The following is a 21,238-nucleotide window of genomic DNA, read 5'->3' as shown; positions in this document are numbered from 1 at the left end:
GTTACCTCAAACCTGTATCTGGGGTTGCTCAGTGGCGGAAGTGGCGCATTCCGGTAAACACCATGGCAATGTCCGCTTCGTCGGCTGCCGCAATGACTTCCTCGTCACGGATCGAGCCGCCGGGCTGGATCACCGCACGGATACCGGCGGCGGCCGCATTGTCGATGCCGTCCCGGAACGGGAAGAAGGCGTCGGAGGCCATCACTGCACCGGCTACCTGAAGGCCGGCATGTTCTGCCTTGATCGCGGCAATGCGGGCGGAGTTGACCCGGCTCATCTGGCCGGCGCCGACGCCCACGGTCTGGCGGTTCCTGGCGTAGACGATGGCGTTGGACTTGACGAACTTGGCCACTTTCCAGGCGAAGATCAGGTCGTGGATTTCCTGCTCGGTGGGCGCCCGCCTGGTCACTACCTTGAGGTCGGCTTCGGTGATCATGCCGGTATCCCGGCTCTGCACCAGCAGGCCGCCGTTGACCCGCTTGTAGTCCAGGTCCTGAACCCGCTCAGCCGGCCACTGGCCGCATTCGAGCAGACGCACGTTGGCCTTGGCCGCGACCACTTCGCGGGCTTCGGCGCTGACGCTGGGGGCAATGATGACCTCGACGAACTGGCGCTCGACGATGGCGTTGGCGGTGGCGGCGTCCAGCTCGCGGTTGAAGGCGATGATGCCGCCGAAGGCCGACTCGCTGTCGGTGGCAAAGGCCAGATCATAGGCCTTGCGGATGCCACCCTCGTCTTCGGGAACCACAGCCACGCCGCAGGGGTTGGCGTGCTTGACGATGACGCAGGCCGGCTTGGTGAAGCTCTTCACGCATTCCAGGGCGGCATCGGTGTCGGCGACGTTGTTGTAGGACAGCTCCTTGCCCTGCAGCTGGACCGCGGTGGCGATGCCGGCTTCGGCCGGTTGCGCCTCACGGTAGAAGGCCGCGCTCTGGTGCGGGTTCTCGCCGTAGCGCATGTCCTGGGCCTTGATGAACTGGGTGTTGAAGGTGCGCGGGAAGGCGGCGCGGTCTTCGGTGCTCAGGGTGTCGCGGGTCTGGTCGATGGTGCCCAGGTAGTTGGCGATCATGCCGTCATAGGCGGCCGTGTGCTCGAAGGCCTTCAGCGCCAGATCGAAGCGCTGGGCATAGGTCAGGCCGCCATCCCGCAGGTTGGCCAGCACCTTGCCATAGTCGTCGGCGTTGACCACGATGGCAACATCCTTGTGGTTCTTGGCGGCGGAGCGGACCATGGTCGGGCCGCCGATATCGATGTTCTCGATCGCCTCGGGCAGGGTGCAGCCCGGCTTGGCCACGGTTGCGGCGAAGGGATAGAGGTTGACCACCACCATGTCGATCGGCTGGATACCGTGCTCAGCCATGACCGCGCCGTCCAGATCGCGGCGACCGAGAATGCCGCCATGGATCTTCGGGTGCAGGGTTTTCACCCGGCCATCCATCATTTCCGGGAAGCCGGTGTAGTCGGCTACTTCCACGACGTTGATGTTGTTGTCGCGCAGCAGCTTCCAGGTGCCGCCGGTGGAAAGGATTTCCACGCCCAGGGCGCTGAGTTCACGGGCGAAGTCGACAACGCCGGTCTTGTCGGAAACGCTGATCAGCGCACGACGTACCGGCAGGCGGGTGGTTTGGTCGGTCATTGCAATTCCATCAGGGTTGATAAAAAAGGGTTACAGCAGGCCGTACTGCTTGAGCTTCTTGCGCAGGGTGCCGCGGTTGAGACCCAGGACCTCGGAAGCGCGGGTCTGGTTGCCCCGGACATAATCCATGACGCTCTCCAGCAGGGGCGCCTCGACTTCGGCCAGCACCATGTTGTACACGTCGGTCACGTCCTGGCCGTCAAGGTGCTCGAAGTAGTTGCGCAGGGCCAGTTCCACGCTGTCGCGCAGGGTCTGGGGGGCCGTCAGCGCACCCGTGGCAGGAGTCGGCATGTCGGGGTCGGTGGTGTCGGTCACGGTAGGATTTCCGTATTTCAGGGCTGTGGTTACGTCGTTCATGCCGCGAGGCCTCCTTCCATCAAACGGGCGAAGAAATGCTGGATTGCCTGGCGCTGCTCATCACCGCACTCCATGCGGTTGAAGCTGCGACGGAACTCGTCCGCGCCGGGTAACGACTGCAATTGCCAGCCCGCATGCTTGCGGGCAATGCGCACACCCTGCTCGGGGCCGTAGAACTCGTGCAGGGCGTCCAGATGCTGCAGCAACAGCTGCTGCTGCCAGGCCAGGCCGGGCTCGGCCGGTACCTCGCCATGGCGCAGATAGTGTTCGATCTCGCGGAAGATCCAGGGCCGGCTCTGGGCCGCCCGACCTATCATGACCGCGTCGGCTCCGGTGTACTCCAGAACCTGTCTGGCCTTCTGCGGGGAATCGATATCCCCGTTGGCAAACAGTGGAATGCGGATGGCCTGTCGGATTTCGGCGATGGTGTCATATTCGGCCTCGCCGGTATACAGCTGGTTGCGGGTGCGACCATGAACCGCAAGGGCCTGAATGCCGCTCTGCTCGGCTATGCGGGCCACCCGCACGCCATTGCGGCTGTCTTCGTCCCAGCCGGTGCGGATCTTCAGGGTGACCGGAATATCCACGGCGGCGACCACCGCCGCGAGAATCTCGGCCACCAGCAGCTCGTCGCGCAGCAGGGCGGAGCCGGCGGCCTTGTTGCACACCTTCTTGGCCGGGCAGCCCATGTTGATATCGATGATCTCGGCCCCGTTGTCACGGTTCCTGCGGGCGGCATCGGCCATCATCTGCGGATCACCACCGGCGATCTGCACCGAGCGGGGGCCGGGTTCGCCGCGGTGGTCCAGACGCTGGCGGGACTTGCGGCTGTGCCACAGGCGTGTGTCGCTGGTAACCATCTCGGAGACGACCAGCCCGGCACCCAGCTGCCGGCACATGCGGCGGAACGGGCGATCCGTAACGCCGGCCATGGGGGCCAGGATTGCGCGGCTGGTAACTTGGTGGGGTCCGATCTTGATCACAGCTGGCCTATCCCTGTACTCCGCGGTCAATGGTGCATGCCCCAGAACTGCAGGCATGTTCGGGCTGGGTCAGAAAAAGTGAAGAGGGCGGCTATCATACCCGCTACCGGCATCCATATAAAGACTGTCTGGCTGAAATTTGACCAGCTGCTCAGGGGCTGAGAAATTCCAGACGGTAGCTGTGGGCCTGTGTTCCGGGATCGAGCATGCTCAGCCCGATATGTATGGGGGTCTGTGGAGGCATCAGCCGGACGCCGGCCAGCTCCCCGGACAGATACTCCTCCGGTCGGAAACGGCGACTGGCAACCTGGCGGCCGCCGGTGTCGGCAAACTGCATCTCCAGCACCGGGAAGGGCTGCTCGAAGTCGGCCCGGTTGTACAGGATCACGTCAATGGCCAGGGCGTTGGGAAATTCGGGGTGGGGCCGAACCAGCAGGTTGGCGCTGCGGATGCGGCTGATGTCGACCCGTGCCGGCAGTTCGCAGCGGGCCAGCAGGCACAGGTTTTCCAGCCAGGGCCGGGTGCTCTCGTGGCGGGCCAGGGCATCGAAGTGGTAGTAGAGATACTGAGCCGGCAGCGCCGCCAGGGCTACCAGGGTAAGAACTGTCCACAGCCAGCCGGGGGCGCGGCGACGCCGGCCGGCTGTCACCAGCAGGTCTTCCTCGAGCATGGCCAGGTTGAGCGGGGTGACCTCGGGCTCCCGGCGCGGGTCCGGGTCGGCCTCATCCAGCCCGGCTGGCTCCATCGCCGCAGAAACAAGGTCCGGCGCGTCCTGCTCCGGCTCGGCGACCAGCTCATCATCGGCTTCGCTGTCGAGGTGCGATGACTGCTGTTCCGCATTCCGTGGCGGCTCGGGCTGAGGCGTCGTTTCCACCTCCGTGTCCGTCGGTCCGTTTGCGTCCCTGGCAGCGTCAGGCTGATCCCGGTGGAAGATACCCCGGTCGGCATAGCCTTCGGTGTCGCTGAGCACGGCGGAGAGACCGCTGCGCTGGTGGTCGAAGTCGGGACCGAAGTCCCGGGCCGGTGGTGTGGTGAGGAACTCCTCATGCAGATCGGCGAATGGGCCGGCCGGGGTGATCTCGTCGATGATCGACTCGTCCAGGCCGAGGGCGGCCAGGTCCGGTTCGTCCAGATCATCGTCGAGCAGGCCGTCCCGCGGCGGCGGGGCAGCAGGTGATGGGGGCTGCGCAGTGTCCATGACCGGAGCGGGTGTGACCGGCTGCAGGGCGGCCGCGGCATCGGCAGCATGGAAGACTTCCAGGCAGGCACCGCAGCGCACATGCCCACCGGCGACACCCAGCTGCTCCGGGGTCAACCGGAAACGGGTCTGGCAATGGGGGCATTGGGTGACCAGCAGCTCGCTCATGATATGACCGGGTCCTTCAGTCGTTGATCATCTGCTGCCCGCGGGGGACGGCTGCGGCATATTGTGCCTGCAACTGTCTCACGGCGCCACGCCCCGGCGCACGCCGGTGACCCGGATCCAGCCGTCCTTCTCGGCCACCGGGTCCAGCTCGAAAGCGTCGCGATAGGCTGCAAGGATCTCTTCGGTTTGCTCGGCCAGAATGCCGGACAGGGCAATGCGCCCGCCCGGTCTGACCAGGGAGATCAGCTGCGGTGCCAGGCTGACCAGGGGGCCGGCGAGGATGTTGGCCAGCAGCAGGTCGGCCGGCTCGGCGGGCATGGCCTCGGGCAGATACAGGGGAAAACGCTCATCGGCGATGCCGTTGCGCTGGGCGTTGTCCCGGGAAGCCTCAAGGGCCTGGGGATCGATATCGGTGCCGGTGACCCGTTCGGCCCCCAGCAGCAGCGCGGCAATGGCGAGGATGCCGGAGCCGCAGCCGAAATCGATTGCGTTCAGGCCGCGCACGTCCTGTCCATCCAGCCACTCCAGGCACAGGGCGGTGGTCGGGTGGGTGCCGGTGCCGAAGGCCAGGCCCGGGTCCAGCAGCAGGTTGACCGCCTGGGAGTCCGGCGCCTCGTGCCAGCTGGGCACTATCCACAGCCGCCGGCCGAAGCGCATCGGCTGGAAATTGTCCATCCAGCTGCGTTCCCAGTCCTGGTCGGCAATGTCCTCGAACTGGTATTCGGGCAACGGCTGCTGCCACAGCTGTTGCAGGAGATCGAGCAGCGGCTGGCGCTCGGTATCGGCCTCGAACAGGGCCAGCAGGTGGGTATGCTGCCACAGGGGTGTGGTGCCCAGGTCCGGCTCGAAGATCGGCTGGTCCTCGGCGTCCATGAAGGTGACCGAGACGGCGCCCAGTCCCAGCAGCAGGTCCTCCATGGGCTCGGCCTGTTCCGGAGTGATGGCAAGACGCAGTTGCAACCAGGGCATAGGGGCTTCCTTCAGAAAGTTCGTGCTGTCAGCGTGGGTCTCGGCAGAAACGACAAGGGGAGCGACAGGTCGCTCCCCTCAACACGAATCATACTCGTGATACTGCGGTCGGTCAGCTTATGCCGAGTTTCTTTTCCAGGTAGTGGATGTTCACGCCACCCTTGCAGAAACCCTCATCGCGTACCAGCTCCCGGTGCAGCGGGGTGTTGGTCTTGATGCCGTCGACCACCAGCTCGTCCAGGGCATTGCGCATCCGCGCCAGCGCCTCGTCACGGGTGGCGCCGTAGGTGATCAGCTTGCCGACCAGCGAGTCGTAGTTCGGCGGTACCTTGTAACCGCTGTACAGGTGCGAGTCGACCCGTACGCCGTTACCGCCTGGCGCGTGGAAGAAGCTCACGGTACCCGGGCTGGGCAGGAAGCTGGTGGGGTCTTCGGCGTTGATCCGGCACTCGATGGCGTGCCCGCGGATGACCACATCCTCCTGCTTCAGGCTCAGGGGCAGGCCGCCACAGACCTTGATCTGCTCCTTGAGGATGTCGATACCGGTGACCATCTCGGAGATCGGATGCTCCACCTGGATACGGGTGTTCATCTCGATGAAGAAGAACTGACCGTCCTCGTAGAGAAACTCGAAGGTGCCGGCGCCGCGGTAACCCAGCTCGATACAGGCCTGTACGCAGCGGGCCTGGACTTCGGCACGGGCCTTCTCGTCAACGCCCGGGGCAGGCGCTTCCTCGATGATCTTCTGGTGGCGGCGCTGCAGCGAGCAGTCCCGATCGCCCAGATGAATGGCATTGCCCTGACCGTCGGACAGCACCTGAACTTCCACGTGACGGGGATTGGTCAGGAACTTCTCGAGGTAGACCATGGGGTTGCCGAACGCAGCGCCAGCCTCGGTGCGGGTCAGACGGATCGATTTGATCAGATCCTCTTCCTTGTGCACCACGCGCATGCCACGGCCGCCACCACCACCGGAAGCCTTGATGATCACCGGGTAGCCGACACGCTTGGCGATCTGCAGGCACTTCTGCTCGTCTTCGGGCAGCGGGCCATCGGAACCGGGCACCGTGGGTACGCCGGCCTTCTTCATTGCCTCGATGGCCGACACCTTGTCCCCCATCAGGCGGATCACGTCGGCGCTGGGGCCGATGAAGGTGAAGCCGGAACGCTCGATCTGCTCGGCAAAATCGGCGTTTTCCGCGAGGAAGCCGTAGCCGGGGTGGATGGCGTCGGCACCGGTCACCTCGGCCGCACTGATGATGCGCGGAATGTTCAGGTAGGACTCGGTGGCAATGGCCGGACCTATGCACACGGTCTCGTCGGCCATGGCCAGGTGCATGAGTTCACGGTCGGCGGTGGAATGCACCGCCACTGTCTTCAACCCCAGCTCCTTGCACGCACGGATGATGCGCAGTGCAATCTCGCCGCGGTTGGCTATGAGTACTTTCTGCATCGCAGCCTCCGGGTCGGGCTCAGGCGATGCTGAACAGGGGTTGATCGAATTCGACCGGCTGGCCGTTGTCGACCAGGATAGCCTGGATGACACCGCTCTTGTCGGCTTCGATGTGGTTCATCATCTTCATGGCTTCAACGATGCACAGCACGTCGCCGGCCTTGACGGTCTGACCGACTTCAACGAAGGCCGGGGACTCGGGGGACGGCGAACGGTAGAAGGTACCGACCATGGGTGAGCGCACCAGGTGACCGGAAGGCTCGGCCGGAGCAGCTTCGGCGACCGGGGCAGCAGCCGGAGCGGCAGCGGGAGCCGGTGCAGCGGCCATGGGAGCCTGGACGTACTGCTGAGGGGCGACCGCTTTCTGGCTGTGGCGGCTGATCCGTACGGACTCCTCGCCTTCGTGAATCTCCAGCTCGTCGATGCCGGACTCTTCAAGCAGTTCGATGAGTTTCTTTACTTTGCGGATATCCATTGATATTTGCGCTCCAGGGCAATGTAGTCGTTTTCAGTTTTCTTCAATTCGGTGTGCAGCTGCCTGCAGTGCCAGGGTATAACCCTCGGCTCCCAGCCCGCAGATCACGCCCTCGGCAACGTCCGAGAAATAGGAGTGATGGCGAAAAGGCTCACGTTTGTACACGTTGGAAAGATGCACTTCGATGAATGGGATGCTCACCGCCAGCAACGCGTCACGTATTGCGACACTGGTATGGGTAAATGCGGCGGGATTGATGATGATGAACCGGGTGCCGTCCTCCCGCGCAGCGTGAATGCGCGCGATCAGCTCATGCTCTGCGTTGCTCTGCAGTGCCTCCAGCTGATGCCCCAGTTCGCTGGCCTGCTGGACGAGGCGGGCATTGATCTGCTCCAGGGTGACCGCGCCATAGACACCCGGCTCGCGGGTGCCGAGCAGGTTGAGATTGGGGCCATGCAGAACCAGGATACGGGCCATTGAGGACTATTCCACGGCGGAGGTAAGTGATTGACTCTGTGGTCATGAATGAGGGCAGAGTTTGCCGGATAAAAAAACAGCTGTCCAGAAGCAGTTCGATGCCATCAGATGGCAGCATGATTGCCCTGTTTTTGTGGAACTTGGGCCTGAGCATGCCCCTTTCCCGCCGGGGCGGGACGGAGGCGAGGGAGGGGTTATCGCGCGCCGATCGCCCGCTGCAGGTGCCGCAGGAATACCTCCCGCGATACCTCGCCCTGAATGCGCAGATCCGTTATTTCCCGGCCCTGGCCATCAAAGAACAGGAACGCCGGTGGGCCGAACAATTGCTGCTCGGTCATCCAGGCCCGCTGGGCAGGGGTGTTATCGGTCACATCCAGCTGGATGCGCATCAGGTCATCCAGCCCGGCGCTGCGCACAACGGGCTGATTGAGGATGTCGCGCTCCATCACCTTGCAGCTGATGCACCAGTCGGCGGACAGCTCGACGATGGCCGGCTGACCGCTGGTGCGGGCTTGCTGCAGGCGTTGCATCAGCTGATCAACCTCGGTAACGCGCTCGAAGTAGCCGGACGCTTCCACAGCCGCCGGGGTACCCGCTCCGCGCAGGTTCTGCAGCGGACGCAGGGGATCGCTTGCCCCTGACAGGGCGCCGAACAGTGCGGCGGCGGCATAGATGGCCAGCAGCAGGGCGGCAGTCTGGGCCAGCCGACCCACACCGGAACGCGGCAGCCGGTCGAACAGGCCCAGCTGCACGGCGATGCCGGCGGCCAGCGCGGCCCACAGCGCCAGGCTGGCCGGCCCCGGAATGAACCGCTCCAGCAGCCAGATGGCGACCGCCAGCAGGCCGAAGCCGAAAGTCTGCTTGACGCTGTTCAGCCAGGGGCCCGAGCGCGGCAGCAGGGCACTGCCGAACATCGCCACCAGAATCAGCGGCACACCCATGCCCAGTGCCAGGGCAAACAGCTGCAGGGCGCCTCCGATGGCATCACCCGTGGCGCTGATATACACCAACGCACCGGCCAGGGGGGCGGATATGCAGGGCGAGACCACCAGCGAAGAGAGCACGCCCATGGCGGCGGCGCCGGGTACCGAGCCGCCCCGGGTGCGGCTGCCCAGACGTTCGGCCGGCTCGCGGATGAAGGCCGGCAGGCGCATCTGGTACAGATCGAACATGGCCAGGGCAAAGAGCACAAAGAAGGCGGCGAAGGTGCCCAGCACCCAGGGTGACTGCAGGCGCGCCTGTATGTTCAACGCCGCGCCGAACAGGCCGATCAGGGCGCCGACCAGGGCAAAGGTCAGGGCCATGCCCAGCACATAGCTGAGCGACAGGATGAAGGCCCGGGTGCGGTCGATGTCGGTTCGCCCCAGTACCATGCCGGTGAGAATGGGCACCATGGGCAGTACGCAGGGGGTGAAGGTCAGGGCCAGGCCAGCGGCAAACAGCAACAGCAGGGACCAGCCGAGGGATCCGTCGTCATCGGAGGACTCGGCAACGCCGGGCGCACCGCCTGCGCCGGGCAGATCCAGGGTGTGGATTTCCGGCGGGTAGCAGAGGCCGGCATCGGCGCAGCCCTGGTATTCGACCCGCAGCTGCCGCGCGGGGCTGTTGCCCGGGGTAATGTCCAGCACCACGTTGAGGCTGGTGTAGTAGACCTCGACGTCGCCGAAGAACTCGTCGTGAATGGCCTTGCCATCGGGCAGCCGGGTCTGGCGGATGCTGTCATCACCGCCGAGCAGCTCGAAGCTCAGGCGATGGCGATAGAGATAGTATTCCGGGGCGATATCGAACTGCAGTTCGATGCGCTCGCGGTCGGCCTGAACCAGGCCAGGGCGGAAGGCCTCATGCACCGGCAGGAAGCGGGCGGTACTGCCGACATTGTCCAGTAGCGAGATGCCATTGCCGGTGTTGCCGGTCAGGCTGGTCTGGGCCAGCACCGTATTGCACATTACCAGTAGCAGGAACAGCAGGATACGTGAAAGCGGCATGGGCATGTCCGAAATGGGCTTGGGGCTATGATACTGCCTGTCGCCGCGAATGCCATGCCCGCTTTGCCACCATATTTTTCGGTGCGGGGTGCGTTCGGGTTGCCAGGCACCATCTCCGGGGTGGCGCCGGTCAGGGTGCGCCGGAACCGTCTATGCTGAGCCAGAGGACAATGGCAGGCGGCTGTGCTGTCACGGTCCAGATGGTATGCTTGCCGCGGCGCATGAAGAGGGGGAGCCAGATGAAATTCAACAGACGTGTTAGCGGTGCGGACGGACTCGGCGATCGCCTCGGTGGTGGTCGCAGTCGCACCCTGGGCACAGTGATCGGTGCAGTGCTCATTGTCTATCTGTTCATTTGCCTGCTGGTCGGCTGGTACTGGAGCCGTGAGCCGGGTCTGAACGAACTGAACGTACTCCCGGTCGGGGCCAGCAACTCCCTCACCACCGGATCCCATACCGCCCGCACGGTGCGCGCGCTTTCAATGACCCTGCTGGAGAAGCCCGGCGGCTTCATCAGCAATGACATCACCCCTCCCGGCATCTGGCTGGACAACATGCCCAGCTGGGAATTCGGTGTGCTGGTCCAGGTGCGCGACATGGCACGGGCCATGCGCCGGGACATGGCGCGTTCCCAGTCGCAGTCCACCGAGGATGCGGCGCTGGCCAAGGCCGAACCGCTGCTGCATTTCGATCACAACAGCTGGGCACTGCCCGCCAGTGAGAGCGAATACCGCAGTGCCGTGCGCCTGCTGGATGACTACATAGGTCGTCTGGAGAGCGGCAATGCCAGCTTCTACGCCCGTGCCGACAACCTCGCGGCCTGGATAGGCGATGCCAGCACGCGTCTGGGTTCGCTGTCCCAGCGGCTGTCCTCCAGCGTGGCACGGGCACCGCTGACCGATGGTGGGCGCGAGCGCAAGAAGACCCCCTGGCTGCAGATCGACAACGTCTTCTACGAGGCGCGGGGCAGTGCCTGGGCGCTGGCGCACCTGCTGCGTGCGGTGGAAAAGGATTACGCCGAGGTGCTGGACAAGAAGAATGCCCTGGTCAGCCTGCGCCAGATCATCCGCGAGCTGGAGGCGACCCAGGAGACCGTATGGAGTCCGATGATCCTCAATGGTGGTGGCTTCGGTGTGCTGGCCAACCATTCGCTGGTCATGGCCAACTATCTGTCCCGGGCCAACGCCGGGCTGATCGACCTGCGTCGACTGCTGGAGCAGGGTTGAGTTCATGGCCAAGCGACAGACCGGTTTCGGAGCCCTGGGTGGACTGGTGTACTCCACTGACAGCGGACGCATGTGTCCCGATTGCCGACAACCGCAGGATGCCTGCATCTGCGGTCAGCCGCAGGTTCCGGCCGGTGACGGGATCGCCCGGGTACGCCGGGAGACCAAGGGCCGCGGCGGCAAGACGGTGACCACCATCAGGGGGCTGGCGCTGCCCGCCGATGAGCTCAAGGCGCTGGCCAAACGGATCAAGGACCGCTGCGGTTGCGGCGGTGCCGTGGTCGACGGGGTCATCGAGATCCAGGGTGATCGCGCCGACATGCTGTGTGACTGGCTGACGGCCGAAGGTTTCAAGACCAAAAGGGCAGGCGGTTGATGCGATGCTGCTGATCTCCGGTTGCCGGGCGCGTGCCCGGCAACGGCTGGCCGCCGCCGGCAAGCCATGACGTTGTCTTCCCTGTTCTCCGCTGCGCGCCACCGCCCGACCCATCGTCAGGTCTGGGCGCTGGCGACGCCGATGATCCTGTCCAATATCAGCGTGCCCGTGGTCGGACTGGTGGACACCGCCGTGATCGGGCATCTGGACGGGGCCCACCATCTGGGTGGCGTGGCAGTCGGTGCCACGCTGATCACCTTTATTCTCTGGGCTGCGGGCTTCCTGCGCATGGGCACCACCGGTTTTGTCGCCCAGGCCTGTGGCGCGCGGGATGGCGACCGCCTGCGTCTGGTGCTGCTGCAGGCGTTGTGGCTGGCGCTGCTGCTGGCCCTGCTGGTATGGCTGGTACATCGACCGCTGCTGAATATCGCGCTGCATTTCATCGACAGCAGCGAGGCCCTGCTGGCGCAGGCGCGGCTGTATTTCAACATCCGACTGATCAGCCTGCCGGCGGCGCTGGCCAACTTCGTGCTGGTCGGCTGGTTCATCGGTGCCCAGCGCGGCCGCGCGCCCCTGTACCTGTTGCTGACGGTGAACCTGACCAACATAGTGCTGGATGTGCTCTTTGTGCTGGTGCTGGACTGGGGCGTCGCGGGAGCAGCCTGGGCGACCGTGGTCGGGGACTATGCCGGCCTGCTGCTGGGGTTGTGGCTGCTGCGACCGGTGCTGGCGCGCTACCCCGGGGTGACAGACTGGTCGGCGGCGCTGCGCCTGCGCGGAGCCGCACCGCTGATCCGGGTCAACCGCGACATCCTGATCCGCACCCTGGCGCTGGAGCTGGTGTTCTATCTGCTGGTGCTGCAGGGCGCGCGCCTCGGCGATTCGGTGGTGGCGGCCAACGCGGTGCTGCTCAACTTCCTGCTGATCACCTCCCACGGACTGGATGGCCTGGCCCATGCAGTGGAGGCCCTGGGTGGTCATGCCCTGGGGCAGCGCAATCGTCAGGCGCTCAAGCGGGTGCTGGTGGTCAGTACCTTCTGGTCCCTGGTGGTCGGCAGCGGTTTTGTGCTGGCCTTCAATCTGCTGGGCGGCTGGATCATCAGTCTGCTGACTTCGGTGGAGTCCATCCGCTCGGTGGCGACCCTCTACCTGCCGTGGATGGCCTGGATGCCCCTGGTGGCGGTGTGGAGCTATCTGCTGGATGGGCTGTTCATCGGTGCCACCCGGGCCAGGGACATGCGCAACGCCATGCTGGCGGCGGTGTTGCTGATCTATGTGCCGGCGGCCTGGCTGCTGCGCGACAGCGGCAACCACGGCCTGTGGCTGGGGTTCTACCTGTTCATGCTGGCGCGGGGTGCCTTGCTTGGCGGCTGGTTCTTCTGGCTGTGGCGCCGCGATCGCTGGATGCAGCCGCTGGGGCTCAATCCTTCGGCCTGAGCCAGCAATGCAGATAACGGCCCAGATGCAGGTAGGCCGGATGGGTGCTGTACAGCAGCTCCTGTTCGATCACCTGTTGTTCGTCGGCCTCGGACTTGAAGGGCTCGGGCATGTAATCGTGGAATACCCGTACCCCGGTCATGTAGCGGCAGTCGAACCCGGCCTCAGCTATCCATTGCTGTACCTGCCGCGGATCCAGCGGTTGCTGCGGCGTCAGGCCGCGCCGGCCCATGCCGGCCAGCTGATTACGCTGCAGCTTGCGGAACTGGCCCTTGATCAGATTCTTGTAGATCAGCGCGTCGCGGTTGTAGAAGGCCAGGGACAGGGCGCCGCCCGGGCGCACCAGTGCGCGCAGGTCGGCCAGGGCAGCAGCCGGGTCGGCCAGCCACTCCAGTACCGCATGGCAGATAACCAGATCATGACGCTGCCCCCGTTCGGGCAACCGTTGCAGTGGCAGCTCAAGCGCCTCCCACGGCGGCGCTGATACCTCCACTGCCTGCAGCCGGGCCCGGGCGGCCTCGAGCATTTCGGCCGAGGGTTCGCTGATGGTCAGTCGGTGGCCCTGGCGCAGCAGCCACTCGCTCATATGGCCGAGTCCTGCACCTACGTCGAGGATATCCAGCGGGCCGTCGCCGGCCAGCTCGGGCAGCCACTGGCGAAGATCGCGTTGCAGCACGGCCAGGCGGATGGCGCCCTTGGTGCTGGAGTAGATCTTGCGTGCGAAGTGCGCGCCCAGTTGATCAAAGTAGCGATCAGTCATGTGAAGGTCCGGAGAAGTAACAGCTGAAGCGCGGCGGTGGGAGGCGATTATATCAGAGCGCTCCGCCTGAACCGGCAGTTAAGCGAAACATCAAAATTATCGAACTTAATAAAACGCGTTCTGTCGGTAGTTACTCAGGCAAATACAAAGAGGAAATACCTATGCGCCTTCGTACTACTTTGATCCACGCTTCCGCTGCCGGTCTGATCATGAGCCCGATGCTTGGACTGGCTGCCGAGCAACCCATTTCCAACCTGGGGCTTATTGGCGCCTATAACGAGTACGAGTTCAATTCCGACAACGACAGAATCGACGGTCGCGATGATGATGTGGGTAAGGTAGGTATCTTCTACAACTACGGCAACAAGATGACCGGCGGCCCCGGGGTCATCTTCCAGATCGGCGCCAACGGCCGTTACGGTGAGCGTGGTGACGACGAGATCAAGGATGCCCGTGCCGATCTCGACCTGGGTATGCGGATGCCGCTGAACAACAACAGCAACTTCGATGTGCTGGTCGGCGTCGGTTATGACTGGACCCGTTATGAAATGGATGACCGCTCGGTAGGCGATGTCGAGTTGAGCAACAAGAGCCCCTTTGCCAAGGCTGCAGTGGGCTGGCATCACCGGGGTAACAATGTAATTACCCGCCTGGAAGTGGGTGCCCGTTATTCCATCGAAGGGGAAGCCAAGATCAAGCTCGACGGCGTCGGTAGTGAAACCGTGGATCTGGACGAGAAGTTCAACCCCTATGCAGAATTGAACTTCCTGTGGGACAGCGGGTTTACCGCTGGTCTGTATTACACCCAGACCAACTATGAGCTGAAGAACCGTCAGGATCTGGCTCAGAATACCGAGCTGGAAAGCAACGAGTTCGGCATCACCCTGGGTATGGCGTTCTAAGCCAGCCCTGTCTGCAGGGAGTCAGCCGATCTGGCTCCCTGTGTTTTTCCCTCCCTCAGTTCAGGTGCCGACAGTCGTCGTCATCCCAGCGTTCCATGATCACGTGCACCGCTCTGTCCAGCTCTGCCTGATCCACCGCCTCGAAGGTCGGGTTGTCCAGCCAGTGCTGCACGGCATCGGCGATATCCTCCAGTTCCGCGGCTGTCAGATCCTCCGAATGGGAGGGAAAGAAGGCATAGGTGAATTCCGTATGAGCCAGATCCTGTGCCAGCGCCGAGACCAGCGGCTCCTCGGCAGTGAACAGTGGTGACACCCAGCACACGTGGTCAGCCATGATGGCGACCACGCCCGGTCCGTTGGCGCGCAACCGGCGGGCAACCTCCTTGCACAGGCGAACCAGGCGCTCGAAGGCAGCCTGCTCCTCCTGGTCTCCACTGTAGTTGTGGCGTTCGAAATGGCTCAGATCGGTGGCTTCGGCATGGCCGGCGAAGCGGTTCCGACCAGGGGCGGCATTGGTGGTCATGGGGCCTCCTGTGAGGTGTTTGCCCAGTTCAGTGGTCATCGCCGGGCGCAGATTTGCCCGGCAACGCTCATGTAGGGCGGGGACTGGACTAACCTAGAAGTATTGTCCTCAACCACAGGGGTGTCGAATCATGTCCAGACTGACCGAACAGCACTGCGAGGCTTGCCGCTCCGACGCACCAAGGGTCACCGAGGCGGAGCGGGAGCAGCTACTGCCGCAGATCCCGGACTGGGTCGTTGCACGCATCGACGGTGTTGAACAGCTGCAGCGCAGCTACAGCTTTCCCGACTTTGCCGGTGCGCTGGCCTTTGCCAACCGGGTCGGCGAACTGGCCGAGCAGCAGGGCCATCATCCGGCGATTCTGGTGGAGTGGGGCAGGGTGACGGTGCGCTGGTGGACGCACAAGATCCATGGCCTGCACCGCAACGATTTCGTCATGGCAGCGCGAACTGATCAGCTTGTCACCAGTAGTTGATGGTGAGTTGGTCTGGTTTTTGCCTGCAAGACGACCGACCTGTTTCCACTAGGCACTCACATGGAGTCAGATATGAAGATTCAAGCTGCAGTAACCCATGCCCAGGGCAAGGAATTCAGTATCGAGGAAGTCACCCTCTCTGCACCCAAGGCGGGAGAAGTGCGCATCAAGGTGGTGGCGACCGGCGTCTGCCACACCGACGCGGTAGCCCGGGACCTGGGCATTTCCCCCTATCCCATCGTGCTGGGACACGAGGGAGCGGGTATCGTCGAGGAAGTCGGCGAGAACGTCAGCAGCGTGGCGGTGGGTGATCATGTGGTCATGTCCTTTGCTCACTGTGGCCAGTGCGAGAACTGCCTGACCGGCCACCCCACCGTGTGCTCGCGCTTCAACGAGCTCAATTTCGGTGGCTGCATGGAGGACCACAGCTGCCGCATCCACCAGGGCGACACCGATGTGCATACCTTCTTCGGTCAGTCCTCCTTCGGCGCCCAGGTGATTGCCCACGAGCGCAACGTGGTGAAGGTCGACAAGGATGTGGATCTGGCCCTGCTCGGGCCGCTGGGTTGTGGCATCCAGACCGGCGCCGGTACTGTGCTCAACCGCCTGCGCCCCGAGTTCGGCACCAGCATTGCCGTGTATGGCTGCGGTGCCGTCGGCCTGAGCGCTATCATGGCGGCGAAGATCGCCGGCTGCCAGCAGATCTACGCCATCGACGTGCATGACAGCCGCCTTGAGCTGGCCAGGGAGCTGGGGGCGACCCATGCCCTGAACGGCAGGCAGGTGGATGTGGTCAAGGAAATCCGCGAAGCCAGCGGCGGCGGGGTGCACTACGCGGTGGAAACCACCGGGGTGCCGCCGGTGGTGCGCCAGAGCATGCATGCCCTGCGGCCGCTGGGTGTGGTGGCCATTGTCGGGGTGACCCCGGAGATGAGCATCGACGTGCACAATGACCTGATGGCCGAGGGCAAGAGCATGATCGGCGTGATCGAGGGTGACTCGGTACCCCGGGTGTTCATTCCCAAGCTGGTGGAATACTACAAGGCCGGGCAGTTCCCCTTCGACAAACTGGTCAGGTTCTACGACTTCGAGCAGATCAACCAGGCCTTCGAGGATTCGGCCAACGGCACGGCGGTCAAGCCGATTCTGCGCCTGTCGTGACCCACGCTCGCCGTCACCGCGCCCTGTGGTGACGGCTGCCGGCGGCGCCCGCCGCCGGTTTGCTATCTGCCTTTCAAACGGTAATTGATCTGTGCCCGGCTCAGGCCGATCAGGTGCGCGGCCGCGGTCACGTTGCCATCGGTGCGGTTCAGGGCGTGGTCGATCAGCAGGTCCTCGATCTCGCTGATCGCGGTCTGCAGGCGGGCGTCCTTGCCGTTGAGGAAGGCCATCAGGCGCGCGACAGGGGGCGGCAGCGGCCCCAGTCCCTCGTCGGACACGTGCACTGGTGCCGGGGTGGGGCTGATATCCAGCTTGCCCTCGGCGTTCAGGCCCAGCGCGGGGTCGCCTTCCAGCAGCTCACCGTTGAGGGTGATGTGCGGCAGGTCCATGGGCTCGCCTTCATCACAACTGATCACGCCGCGCTCGATCAGGTTCTGCAGCTCGCGGATGTTGCCGGGAAACGGGTGGGTCAGCAGGCTGTTCATCAGCCGGCTGGTAAAGCCACGTACATCGCGCTGATGCAGCTGGCAGTAACGCTGCAGGAAATGGTTCATCAGCAGGGGTATGTCCTCGCGTCGCTCGCGCAGACTGGGGATCTGGATCGGATAGACATTCAGACGATAGAACAGATCCTCGCGGAAACGTCCGGCGCGCACCTCATCGCGCAGCTGCACATTGGCGGCGGCCACCAGTCGCACATCCACCCGGATCGGCTTGTCGCCACCGACCCGCTCGATCTCGCCCTCCTGCAGGGCGCGCAGGATCTTGCCCTGGGCATCCAGGCTCAGGGAGGCAATCTCGTCAAGGAACAGGGTGCCGCCATGGGCCCGCTCGAAGCGCCCCGGTCGGCTCCGATCGGCGCCGGTATAGGCGCCGCGCTCGACGCCGAACAGCTCGGCCTCGACCAGATTTTCCGGCAGCGACGCGCAGTTGAGGCTGACCAGCGGCTTGTCCGCCCGAGGGCTGTGGCGGTGCAGGTACTGGGCAAACATTTCCTTGCCCGCCCCCGATTCCCCGGCCAGCAGCACCGTGGCCTGAGTAGGCGCCACCCGCTGCAGCATGCGCTGGGCCCGCAGGAAGGCGGGAGCGGCCCCTAGCATGATCTGATCGCCGCCGTCATCGGGCAGCACGCTGTGGTGTGGCTCGGCCATGCCGTGGAACAGATGGCTGAAGAAGCCGTCGGTCTCCGGGTCCCGGGTGTCGTTCTCCAGATCCGCCCACTGCTCGGCGGGCTTGCCGATGATGCGGCAGGCGCCATGCCCGGTGGCGCGGCATTCGATCTCGCGGAATACCACCATGCGTCCGAGCAGGGCGGAGGCGTAGCCGCTGGCAAAACCGGTCTGCATCCAGCACACGCACTCACCCCCCGGCGGGTGATGGGCCAGATGCTCCTGGGCCTCCAGCGAGTTGTGCCAGTACATGTCGCTGTAGAAGCTGCCGGCTTCGCTGTCCATCTCGAAGTGGATGGGCTCGACGTTGACCATGCCCTCGAGCATGTGCAGGCGCGGGCCGGCGCTGAACAGGCTGCCGTGATCCCCGGTTGGCCACTGCTGTGCCACCTGCCGCGCAAGCCGTGCCCCGGCATGCCAGCCGGTGGCGGTATAGATGCCCCGGGCCTTTTCCAATCCCGCCTCGCGGATCAGTTCGCGCCGGATTTCACCGAAGGCGCCACTCTGCATCAGCAGGTAGCGCCGACCGAACAGCCAGATGTTGCCCTGGGCAGGGGCAAAGGCAATCGCCTCGGCCAACTGGTCGGGAGAGGGGTAGCCATTGCTGAGCTGATCGGAGGAGCGAACGAAGAGATTGCGGCGGTCCGCCATCAGTCTCTCGAGGAGCTTCTCCGCATAGGCGGGAATATCTGCCATGGTTTGCCTGCCGTGCGTTGAAATTTGTGCGTTCAATTATACGCAGTGTTGAAAATTCTACGATTCTTTTCTTCGTGTCGTCGGGCGATCCGACGTGTGCGCGTGGATGTGCGGCGATTCGTCGCCTATGCTGGTTCTGGCACAGAACTTGTAAAGTTCGGACATCCTATACTGTGCCCTGCGGGTCTTCATGATCTGCCGGCGGGTATTGGGGCATCGAACACATGAGAGAGAAAACAGATGACTAGCAAGCCTGTCTATCAGAATCTGGAGCTGCAGCCGATCGGTGGTCAATGGCGTGCCGGCAGCGCCAGCCGCAACCTGGACGTAACCGATCCCTTCACCGGGGACCAGCTGCTGAGCCTGCCCATGGCTACCCGGGAAGATCTGGATGAAGCCTACCGCAAGGCTGCTCAGGCGCAGGTCGAGTGGGCCGCGATGGGGCCGACCGCACGTGGCCAGATCATGCGCCGGGCGGTCGAGATCTTCGATGAGCGCAAGGACGAGATCGTCGACTGGCTGATCCGCGAGTCCGGCAGTACCCGCATCAAGGCGCAGATCGAGTGGGGCGCAGCCCGGTCCATCACCCTGGAGTCGGCCAGTCTGCCGGGTCGCTGCCACGGCCGCATCCTGCCGACCGATGTACCTGGCAAGGAAAGTCGTGTGTACCGCGCACCCCTGGGCGTGATCGGGGTCATCAGTCCCTGGAACTTCCCCCTGCACCTGAGCGCCCGGTCAGTTTCCCCGGCACTGGCACTGGGCAACGCGGTCGTCATCAAGCCGGCCAGTGATACCCCGGTAACCGGCGGTCTGCTGCTGGCGCGCATATTCGAGGAAGCCGGTCTGCCGGCCGGTGTACTCAGTGTGGTGGTGGGCGCCGGTTCGGAAATCGGTGATGCCTTTGTCGAGCACCCGATCCCCTCCTTCATCTCCTTCACCGGTTCCACCCCGGTGGGCCGCAATATCGGCCGTATCGCCAGCGGTGGCGAGCACCTCAAGCATGTGGCACTGGAGCTGGGTGGCAACAGTCCCTTTGTGGTGCTGGCCGACGCTGACGTGGACGCGGCGGTCAACGCTGCCGTGGTCGGCAAGTTCCTGCACCAGGGCCAGATCTGCATGGCGATCAACCGCATCATCGTCGAGCAGCCGCTGCTGGAGGAATTTACCCGCCGTTACGTCGAGCGGGTCAAGGCGCTGCCCTACGGTGATCCGAGCAAGCCCGAGACCGTGGTCGGTCCGGTGATCAATGCCAGGCAGCTGGACGGCCTGAAGGACAAGATTCGCCTTGCCCAGGAAGAAGGCGCAACCCTGCTGGTGGGCGGCGAGCCCCAGGGCAACGTGATGCCGCCCCATGTCTTCGGCAACGTCACCGCCGACATGGAGATCGCTCGGGAAGAGATCTTCGGACCCCTGGTGGGCATCCAGTCCGCCCGTGACGCCGCCCATGCGCTGGAGCTGGCCAACAGCACCGAGTACGGCCTGTCCAGCACCGTGTTCACCCGTGACATCTCCAAGGGCGTGGCCTTCGCCCAGGGCATCCGTGCGGGCATGACCCATGTCAACGACATGCCGGTCAACGATGAGCCGAACGCCCCCTTCGGTGGTGAGAAGAACTCCGGTCTGGGTCGCTTCAACGGTGACTGGGCCATCGAGGAATTCACCACTGATCACTGGATCACGGTTCAGCACGCACCGCGTCCGTACCCGTTCTGAGCAGCACCCCGGCGAGCCATGCAACTGCCGGGGAAGCGCTTTTCATAAGAAGGAGCAAAACATGAAATCTCGTTCACGCATGCTGCCCGGCCGGGCCGCCCTGGGCGCCGCAGTGGTTCTGCCGCTGGCGCTGATGTTTGGCGCGGGCGCGCAGGCTGCCCAGTGGGAAAACGGTCAGGAGCTGTATGACAACCTCTGCGGTAAGTGCCACAAGCCTGAAGTGGGTGTGGGTGTGCCGATCCAGGGGCGTGGTCTGCCGTTCGAGTACGTGAAGGCGATCGTGCGTAACGGCTTCCGCGCCATGCCGGCGTTTCCCGAGGCCTATATCGATGACGAATCCCTGGCTCAGGTAACCGAGTACATCGCCAGCCTGCCTGCTCACCAGCCGAAGCAGAAATGAGGAGGAGCGCATGAGTATGGATCGTCGTTTCGTCCTCAAGGGCATGGCCCTGGGCAGCCTCGCCGGGTTGACTCTGGGCGGTGCCCTGCCTGCCCTGGGTGCGGCCCACGGCAGCCCGCGCAGTTCAGCGGCTCGCCCCGCGCTGGTGCTGGTCAATCAGGGTGCCGAACAGTCGGCCTTCGTGCAGGGTGCCCGGGCCACCGGTGCGGCGGTACAGGTGCGCCAGATCGGGGGTGACCTGACCGACCTGCTGAGCCTGCAGAGCCAGCTGGGCAGCGGCCGGAAGATGCGGCTGATCGGCCTGCTGGATGATGCCAGTGCCGCCCTGGTGGTGGACATGGCGCGCAGCGCCGGCGCCCGCGTCGAATGGCTCGGCCAGCACACCGCCCGGGGTGGTGTCACCCGTCACCGTCTGCTCAATACGGCCAGTGCCGAGGGCTGTGCACGCCAGCTGGGCCGCCAGCTGCATGGCTGCGGTGCCGGCTTCGAGCTGACCGAGGAGCGCCTGGGCAGTGCTGCCCCGGCCCGCCAGCTGTCCGCCGCACCGCGCAACCAGCGCCACGCTGACCAGTGGGCCGTCGGTATCGGTTATCTGCTGGGTTCGCTGGGTGCCGGTCGTCCGACCGCCGCTCCGCTGATTGCCCAGGCCGGCGCGCCGCTTGATGGCAGCTTCGTTTCCTTTTCGATCGAGACCTGAAG

The 21,238-nt window shown here is 64.4% G+C and carries 21 protein-coding genes; 9 read left to right on the top strand and 12 right to left on the bottom strand.

The genetic code is table 11. The features are described from left to right. Positions 1-28: 28 nt before the first annotated feature. The 9 genes from purH to dsbD form a co-directional block, all read right to left on the bottom strand. Entirely contained in the window at positions 29-1,636 is a 1,608-nt protein-coding gene (purH, locus tag VF673_RS07145; protein WP_440291421.1) for a bifunctional phosphoribosylaminoimidazolecarboxamide formyltransferase/IMP cyclohydrolase, read from the bottom strand. Positions 1,637-1,666: 30 nt separating this feature from the next. Further along, positions 1,667-1,927, bottom strand: a complete 261-nt coding sequence (gene fis / locus VF673_RS07140; protein WP_090536881.1) for a DNA-binding transcriptional regulator Fis — start codon at positions 1,925-1,927, stop codon at positions 1,667-1,669. Between the two features lie 62 nt (positions 1,928-1,989). After that, positions 1,990-3,033, bottom strand: coding sequence for a tRNA dihydrouridine synthase DusB (dusB, locus tag VF673_RS07135; RefSeq protein WP_440291420.1), 1,044 nt, complete (start codon positions 3,031-3,033; stop codon positions 1,990-1,992). Positions 3,034-3,127: 94 nt separating this feature from the next. Continuing rightward, on the bottom strand, positions 3,128-4,342 hold the full coding sequence (locus tag VF673_RS07130) for a DUF3426 domain-containing protein (protein ID WP_273127043.1): 1,215 nt from the start codon (positions 4,340-4,342) through the stop codon (positions 3,128-3,130). A 78-nt stretch (positions 4,343-4,420) separates the two neighbouring features. Further along, a complete protein-coding gene (gene prmA / locus VF673_RS07125; RefSeq protein WP_090536544.1) occupies positions 4,421-5,311 on the bottom strand; it encodes a 50S ribosomal protein L11 methyltransferase in 891 nt (296 codons plus the stop codon). A gap of 112 nt (positions 5,312-5,423) precedes the next feature. Next, positions 5,424-6,764, bottom strand: coding sequence for an acetyl-CoA carboxylase biotin carboxylase subunit (gene accC / locus VF673_RS07120; RefSeq protein WP_273127048.1), 1,341 nt, complete (start codon positions 6,762-6,764; stop codon positions 5,424-5,426). A 19-nt stretch (positions 6,765-6,783) separates the two neighbouring features. After that, positions 6,784-7,239, bottom strand: a complete 456-nt coding sequence (accB, locus tag VF673_RS07115; RefSeq protein ID WP_090536548.1) for an acetyl-CoA carboxylase biotin carboxyl carrier protein — start codon at positions 7,237-7,239, stop codon at positions 6,784-6,786. Between the two features lie 33 nt (positions 7,240-7,272). Next, complete coding sequence (gene aroQ, locus VF673_RS07110) at positions 7,273-7,716, bottom strand: type II 3-dehydroquinate dehydratase (RefSeq protein ID WP_273127052.1); 444 nt, start codon at positions 7,714-7,716, stop codon at positions 7,273-7,275. 194 nt (positions 7,717-7,910) lie between these two features. After that, positions 7,911-9,701: a protein-disulfide reductase DsbD gene (dsbD, locus tag VF673_RS07105; RefSeq protein ID WP_440291419.1), complete on the bottom strand. Its 1,791-nt coding sequence runs from the start codon at positions 9,699-9,701 to the stop codon at positions 7,911-7,913. Positions 9,702-9,940: 239 nt separating this feature from the next. On the opposite strand from dsbD, the gene VF673_RS07100 reads away from it, so the two are divergent. From VF673_RS07100 to VF673_RS07090, 3 genes are all read left to right on the top strand, one after another. Then, a complete protein-coding gene (locus tag VF673_RS07100; RefSeq protein WP_440291418.1) occupies positions 9,941-10,927 on the top strand; it encodes a DUF2333 family protein in 987 nt (328 codons plus the stop codon). Between the two features lie 4 nt (positions 10,928-10,931). Then, complete coding sequence (locus VF673_RS07095; RefSeq protein WP_440291417.1) at positions 10,932-11,303, top strand: translation initiation factor Sui1; 372 nt, start codon at positions 10,932-10,934, stop codon at positions 11,301-11,303. A 72-nt stretch (positions 11,304-11,375) separates the two neighbouring features. Further along, positions 11,376-12,740 carry an MATE family efflux transporter gene (locus VF673_RS07090; protein WP_440291569.1) on the top strand — a complete coding sequence of 455 codons (1,365 nt, stop codon included), beginning with the start codon at positions 11,376-11,378 and terminating at the stop codon, positions 12,738-12,740. Here VF673_RS07090 and VF673_RS07085 read toward each other — a convergent pair. Then, on the bottom strand, positions 12,724-13,500 hold the full coding sequence (locus VF673_RS07085) for a methyltransferase domain-containing protein (RefSeq protein ID WP_440291416.1): 777 nt from the start codon (positions 13,498-13,500) through the stop codon (positions 12,724-12,726). The genes VF673_RS07090 and VF673_RS07085 overlap by 17 nt on opposite strands. Positions 13,501-13,661: 161 nt before the next feature. On the opposite strand from VF673_RS07085, the gene VF673_RS07080 reads away from it, so the two are divergent. After that, positions 13,662-14,402 carry an outer membrane beta-barrel protein gene (locus VF673_RS07080; protein WP_440291415.1) on the top strand — a complete coding sequence of 247 codons (741 nt, stop codon included), beginning with the start codon at positions 13,662-13,664 and terminating at the stop codon, positions 14,400-14,402. Between the two features lie 55 nt (positions 14,403-14,457). Here the strand turns inward: VF673_RS07080 and VF673_RS07075 are convergent, their stop codons facing one another. Continuing rightward, the gene (locus tag VF673_RS07075; protein ID WP_440291414.1) at positions 14,458-14,925 is read right to left on the bottom strand and encodes a hypothetical protein; all 468 of its coding nucleotides are present in this window, start codon (positions 14,923-14,925) and stop codon (positions 14,458-14,460) included. Between the two features lie 130 nt (positions 14,926-15,055). Between VF673_RS07075 and VF673_RS07070 the strand changes: the two genes are divergently transcribed. Next, complete coding sequence (locus VF673_RS07070; protein WP_440291413.1) at positions 15,056-15,400, top strand: 4a-hydroxytetrahydrobiopterin dehydratase; 345 nt, start codon at positions 15,056-15,058, stop codon at positions 15,398-15,400. Positions 15,401-15,472: 72 nt separating this feature from the next. Further along, positions 15,473-16,561: an NAD(P)-dependent alcohol dehydrogenase gene (locus tag VF673_RS07065; RefSeq protein ID WP_273126028.1), complete on the top strand. Its 1,089-nt coding sequence runs from the start codon at positions 15,473-15,475 to the stop codon at positions 16,559-16,561. Positions 16,562-16,623: 62 nt separating this feature from the next. On the opposite strand, the gene VF673_RS07060 is transcribed toward VF673_RS07065, so the two are convergent. Then, entirely contained in the window at positions 16,624-18,426 is a 1,803-nt protein-coding gene (locus VF673_RS07060) for a sigma 54-interacting transcriptional regulator (protein WP_273126031.1), read from the bottom strand. Positions 18,427-18,666: 240 nt separating this feature from the next. Between VF673_RS07060 and pchA the strand changes: the two genes are divergently transcribed. From pchA to VF673_RS07045, 3 genes are all read left to right on the top strand, one after another. Next, positions 18,667-20,139 (top strand): 4-hydroxybenzaldehyde dehydrogenase, encoded by a 1,473-nt coding sequence (gene pchA / locus VF673_RS07055; protein ID WP_440291412.1) that lies wholly within the window; start codon positions 18,667-18,669, stop codon positions 20,137-20,139. Between the two features lie 61 nt (positions 20,140-20,200). After that, on the top strand, positions 20,201-20,539 hold the full coding sequence (locus VF673_RS07050) for a c-type cytochrome (RefSeq protein ID WP_090536569.1): 339 nt from the start codon (positions 20,201-20,203) through the stop codon (positions 20,537-20,539). Positions 20,540-20,549: 10 nt separating this feature from the next. Continuing rightward, positions 20,550-21,236, top strand: coding sequence for a hypothetical protein (locus VF673_RS07045; protein ID WP_440291411.1), 687 nt, complete (start codon positions 20,550-20,552; stop codon positions 21,234-21,236). Positions 21,237-21,238: the final 2 nt, after the last annotated feature.

Source organism: Halopseudomonas sp. Lyrl_26, assembly GCF_051948695.1.
Classification (GTDB): domain Bacteria; phylum Pseudomonadota; class Gammaproteobacteria; order Pseudomonadales; family Pseudomonadaceae; genus Halopseudomonas; species Halopseudomonas formosensis.
Note: the sequence above shows the minus strand (reverse complement) of the source record. Positions and strands in the feature narration are given on the sequence as shown.

Excerpts from the sequence above, each read along its gene's own strand:
- purH (WP_440291421.1), bottom strand. The coding sequence starts at position 1,636 with ATGACCGACCAAACCACCCGCCTGCCGGTACGTCGTGCGCTGATCAGC.
- fis (WP_090536881.1), bottom strand. The coding sequence starts at position 1,927 with ATGCCGACTCCTGCCACGGGTGCGCTGACGGCCCCCCAGACCCTGCGC.
- dusB (WP_440291420.1), bottom strand. The coding sequence starts at position 3,033 with ATGCCTGCAGTTCTGGGGCATGCACCATTGACCGCGGAGTACAGGGAT.
- VF673_RS07130 (WP_273127043.1), bottom strand. The coding sequence starts at position 4,342 with ATGAGCGAGCTGCTGGTCACCCAATGCCCCCATTGCCAGACCCGTTTC.
- prmA (WP_090536544.1), bottom strand. The coding sequence starts at position 5,311 with ATGCCCTGGTTGCAACTGCGTCTTGCCATCACTCCGGAACAGGCCGAG.
- accC (WP_273127048.1), bottom strand. The coding sequence starts at position 6,764 with ATGCAGAAAGTACTCATAGCCAACCGCGGCGAGATTGCACTGCGCATC.
- accB (WP_090536548.1), bottom strand. The coding sequence starts at position 7,239 with ATGGATATCCGCAAAGTAAAGAAACTCATCGAACTGCTTGAAGAGTCC.
- aroQ (WP_273127052.1), bottom strand. The coding sequence starts at position 7,716 with ATGGCCCGTATCCTGGTTCTGCATGGCCCCAATCTCAACCTGCTCGGC.
- dsbD (WP_440291419.1), bottom strand. The coding sequence starts at position 9,701 with ATGCCGCTTTCACGTATCCTGCTGTTCCTGCTACTGGTAATGTGCAAT.
- VF673_RS07100 (WP_440291418.1), top strand. The coding sequence starts at position 9,941 with ATGAAATTCAACAGACGTGTTAGCGGTGCGGACGGACTCGGCGATCGC.
- VF673_RS07095 (WP_440291417.1), top strand. The coding sequence starts at position 10,932 with ATGGCCAAGCGACAGACCGGTTTCGGAGCCCTGGGTGGACTGGTGTAC.
- VF673_RS07085 (WP_440291416.1), bottom strand. The coding sequence starts at position 13,500 with ATGACTGATCGCTACTTTGATCAACTGGGCGCGCACTTCGCACGCAAG.
- VF673_RS07080 (WP_440291415.1), top strand. The coding sequence starts at position 13,662 with ATGCGCCTTCGTACTACTTTGATCCACGCTTCCGCTGCCGGTCTGATC.
- VF673_RS07075 (WP_440291414.1), bottom strand. The coding sequence starts at position 14,925 with ATGACCACCAATGCCGCCCCTGGTCGGAACCGCTTCGCCGGCCATGCC.
- VF673_RS07070 (WP_440291413.1), top strand. The coding sequence starts at position 15,056 with ATGTCCAGACTGACCGAACAGCACTGCGAGGCTTGCCGCTCCGACGCA.
- VF673_RS07065 (WP_273126028.1), top strand. The coding sequence starts at position 15,473 with ATGAAGATTCAAGCTGCAGTAACCCATGCCCAGGGCAAGGAATTCAGT.
- VF673_RS07060 (WP_273126031.1), bottom strand. The coding sequence starts at position 18,426 with ATGGCAGATATTCCCGCCTATGCGGAGAAGCTCCTCGAGAGACTGATG.
- pchA (WP_440291412.1), top strand. The coding sequence starts at position 18,667 with ATGACTAGCAAGCCTGTCTATCAGAATCTGGAGCTGCAGCCGATCGGT.
- VF673_RS07050 (WP_090536569.1), top strand. The coding sequence starts at position 20,201 with ATGAAATCTCGTTCACGCATGCTGCCCGGCCGGGCCGCCCTGGGCGCC.
- VF673_RS07045 (WP_440291411.1), top strand. The coding sequence starts at position 20,550 with ATGAGTATGGATCGTCGTTTCGTCCTCAAGGGCATGGCCCTGGGCAGC.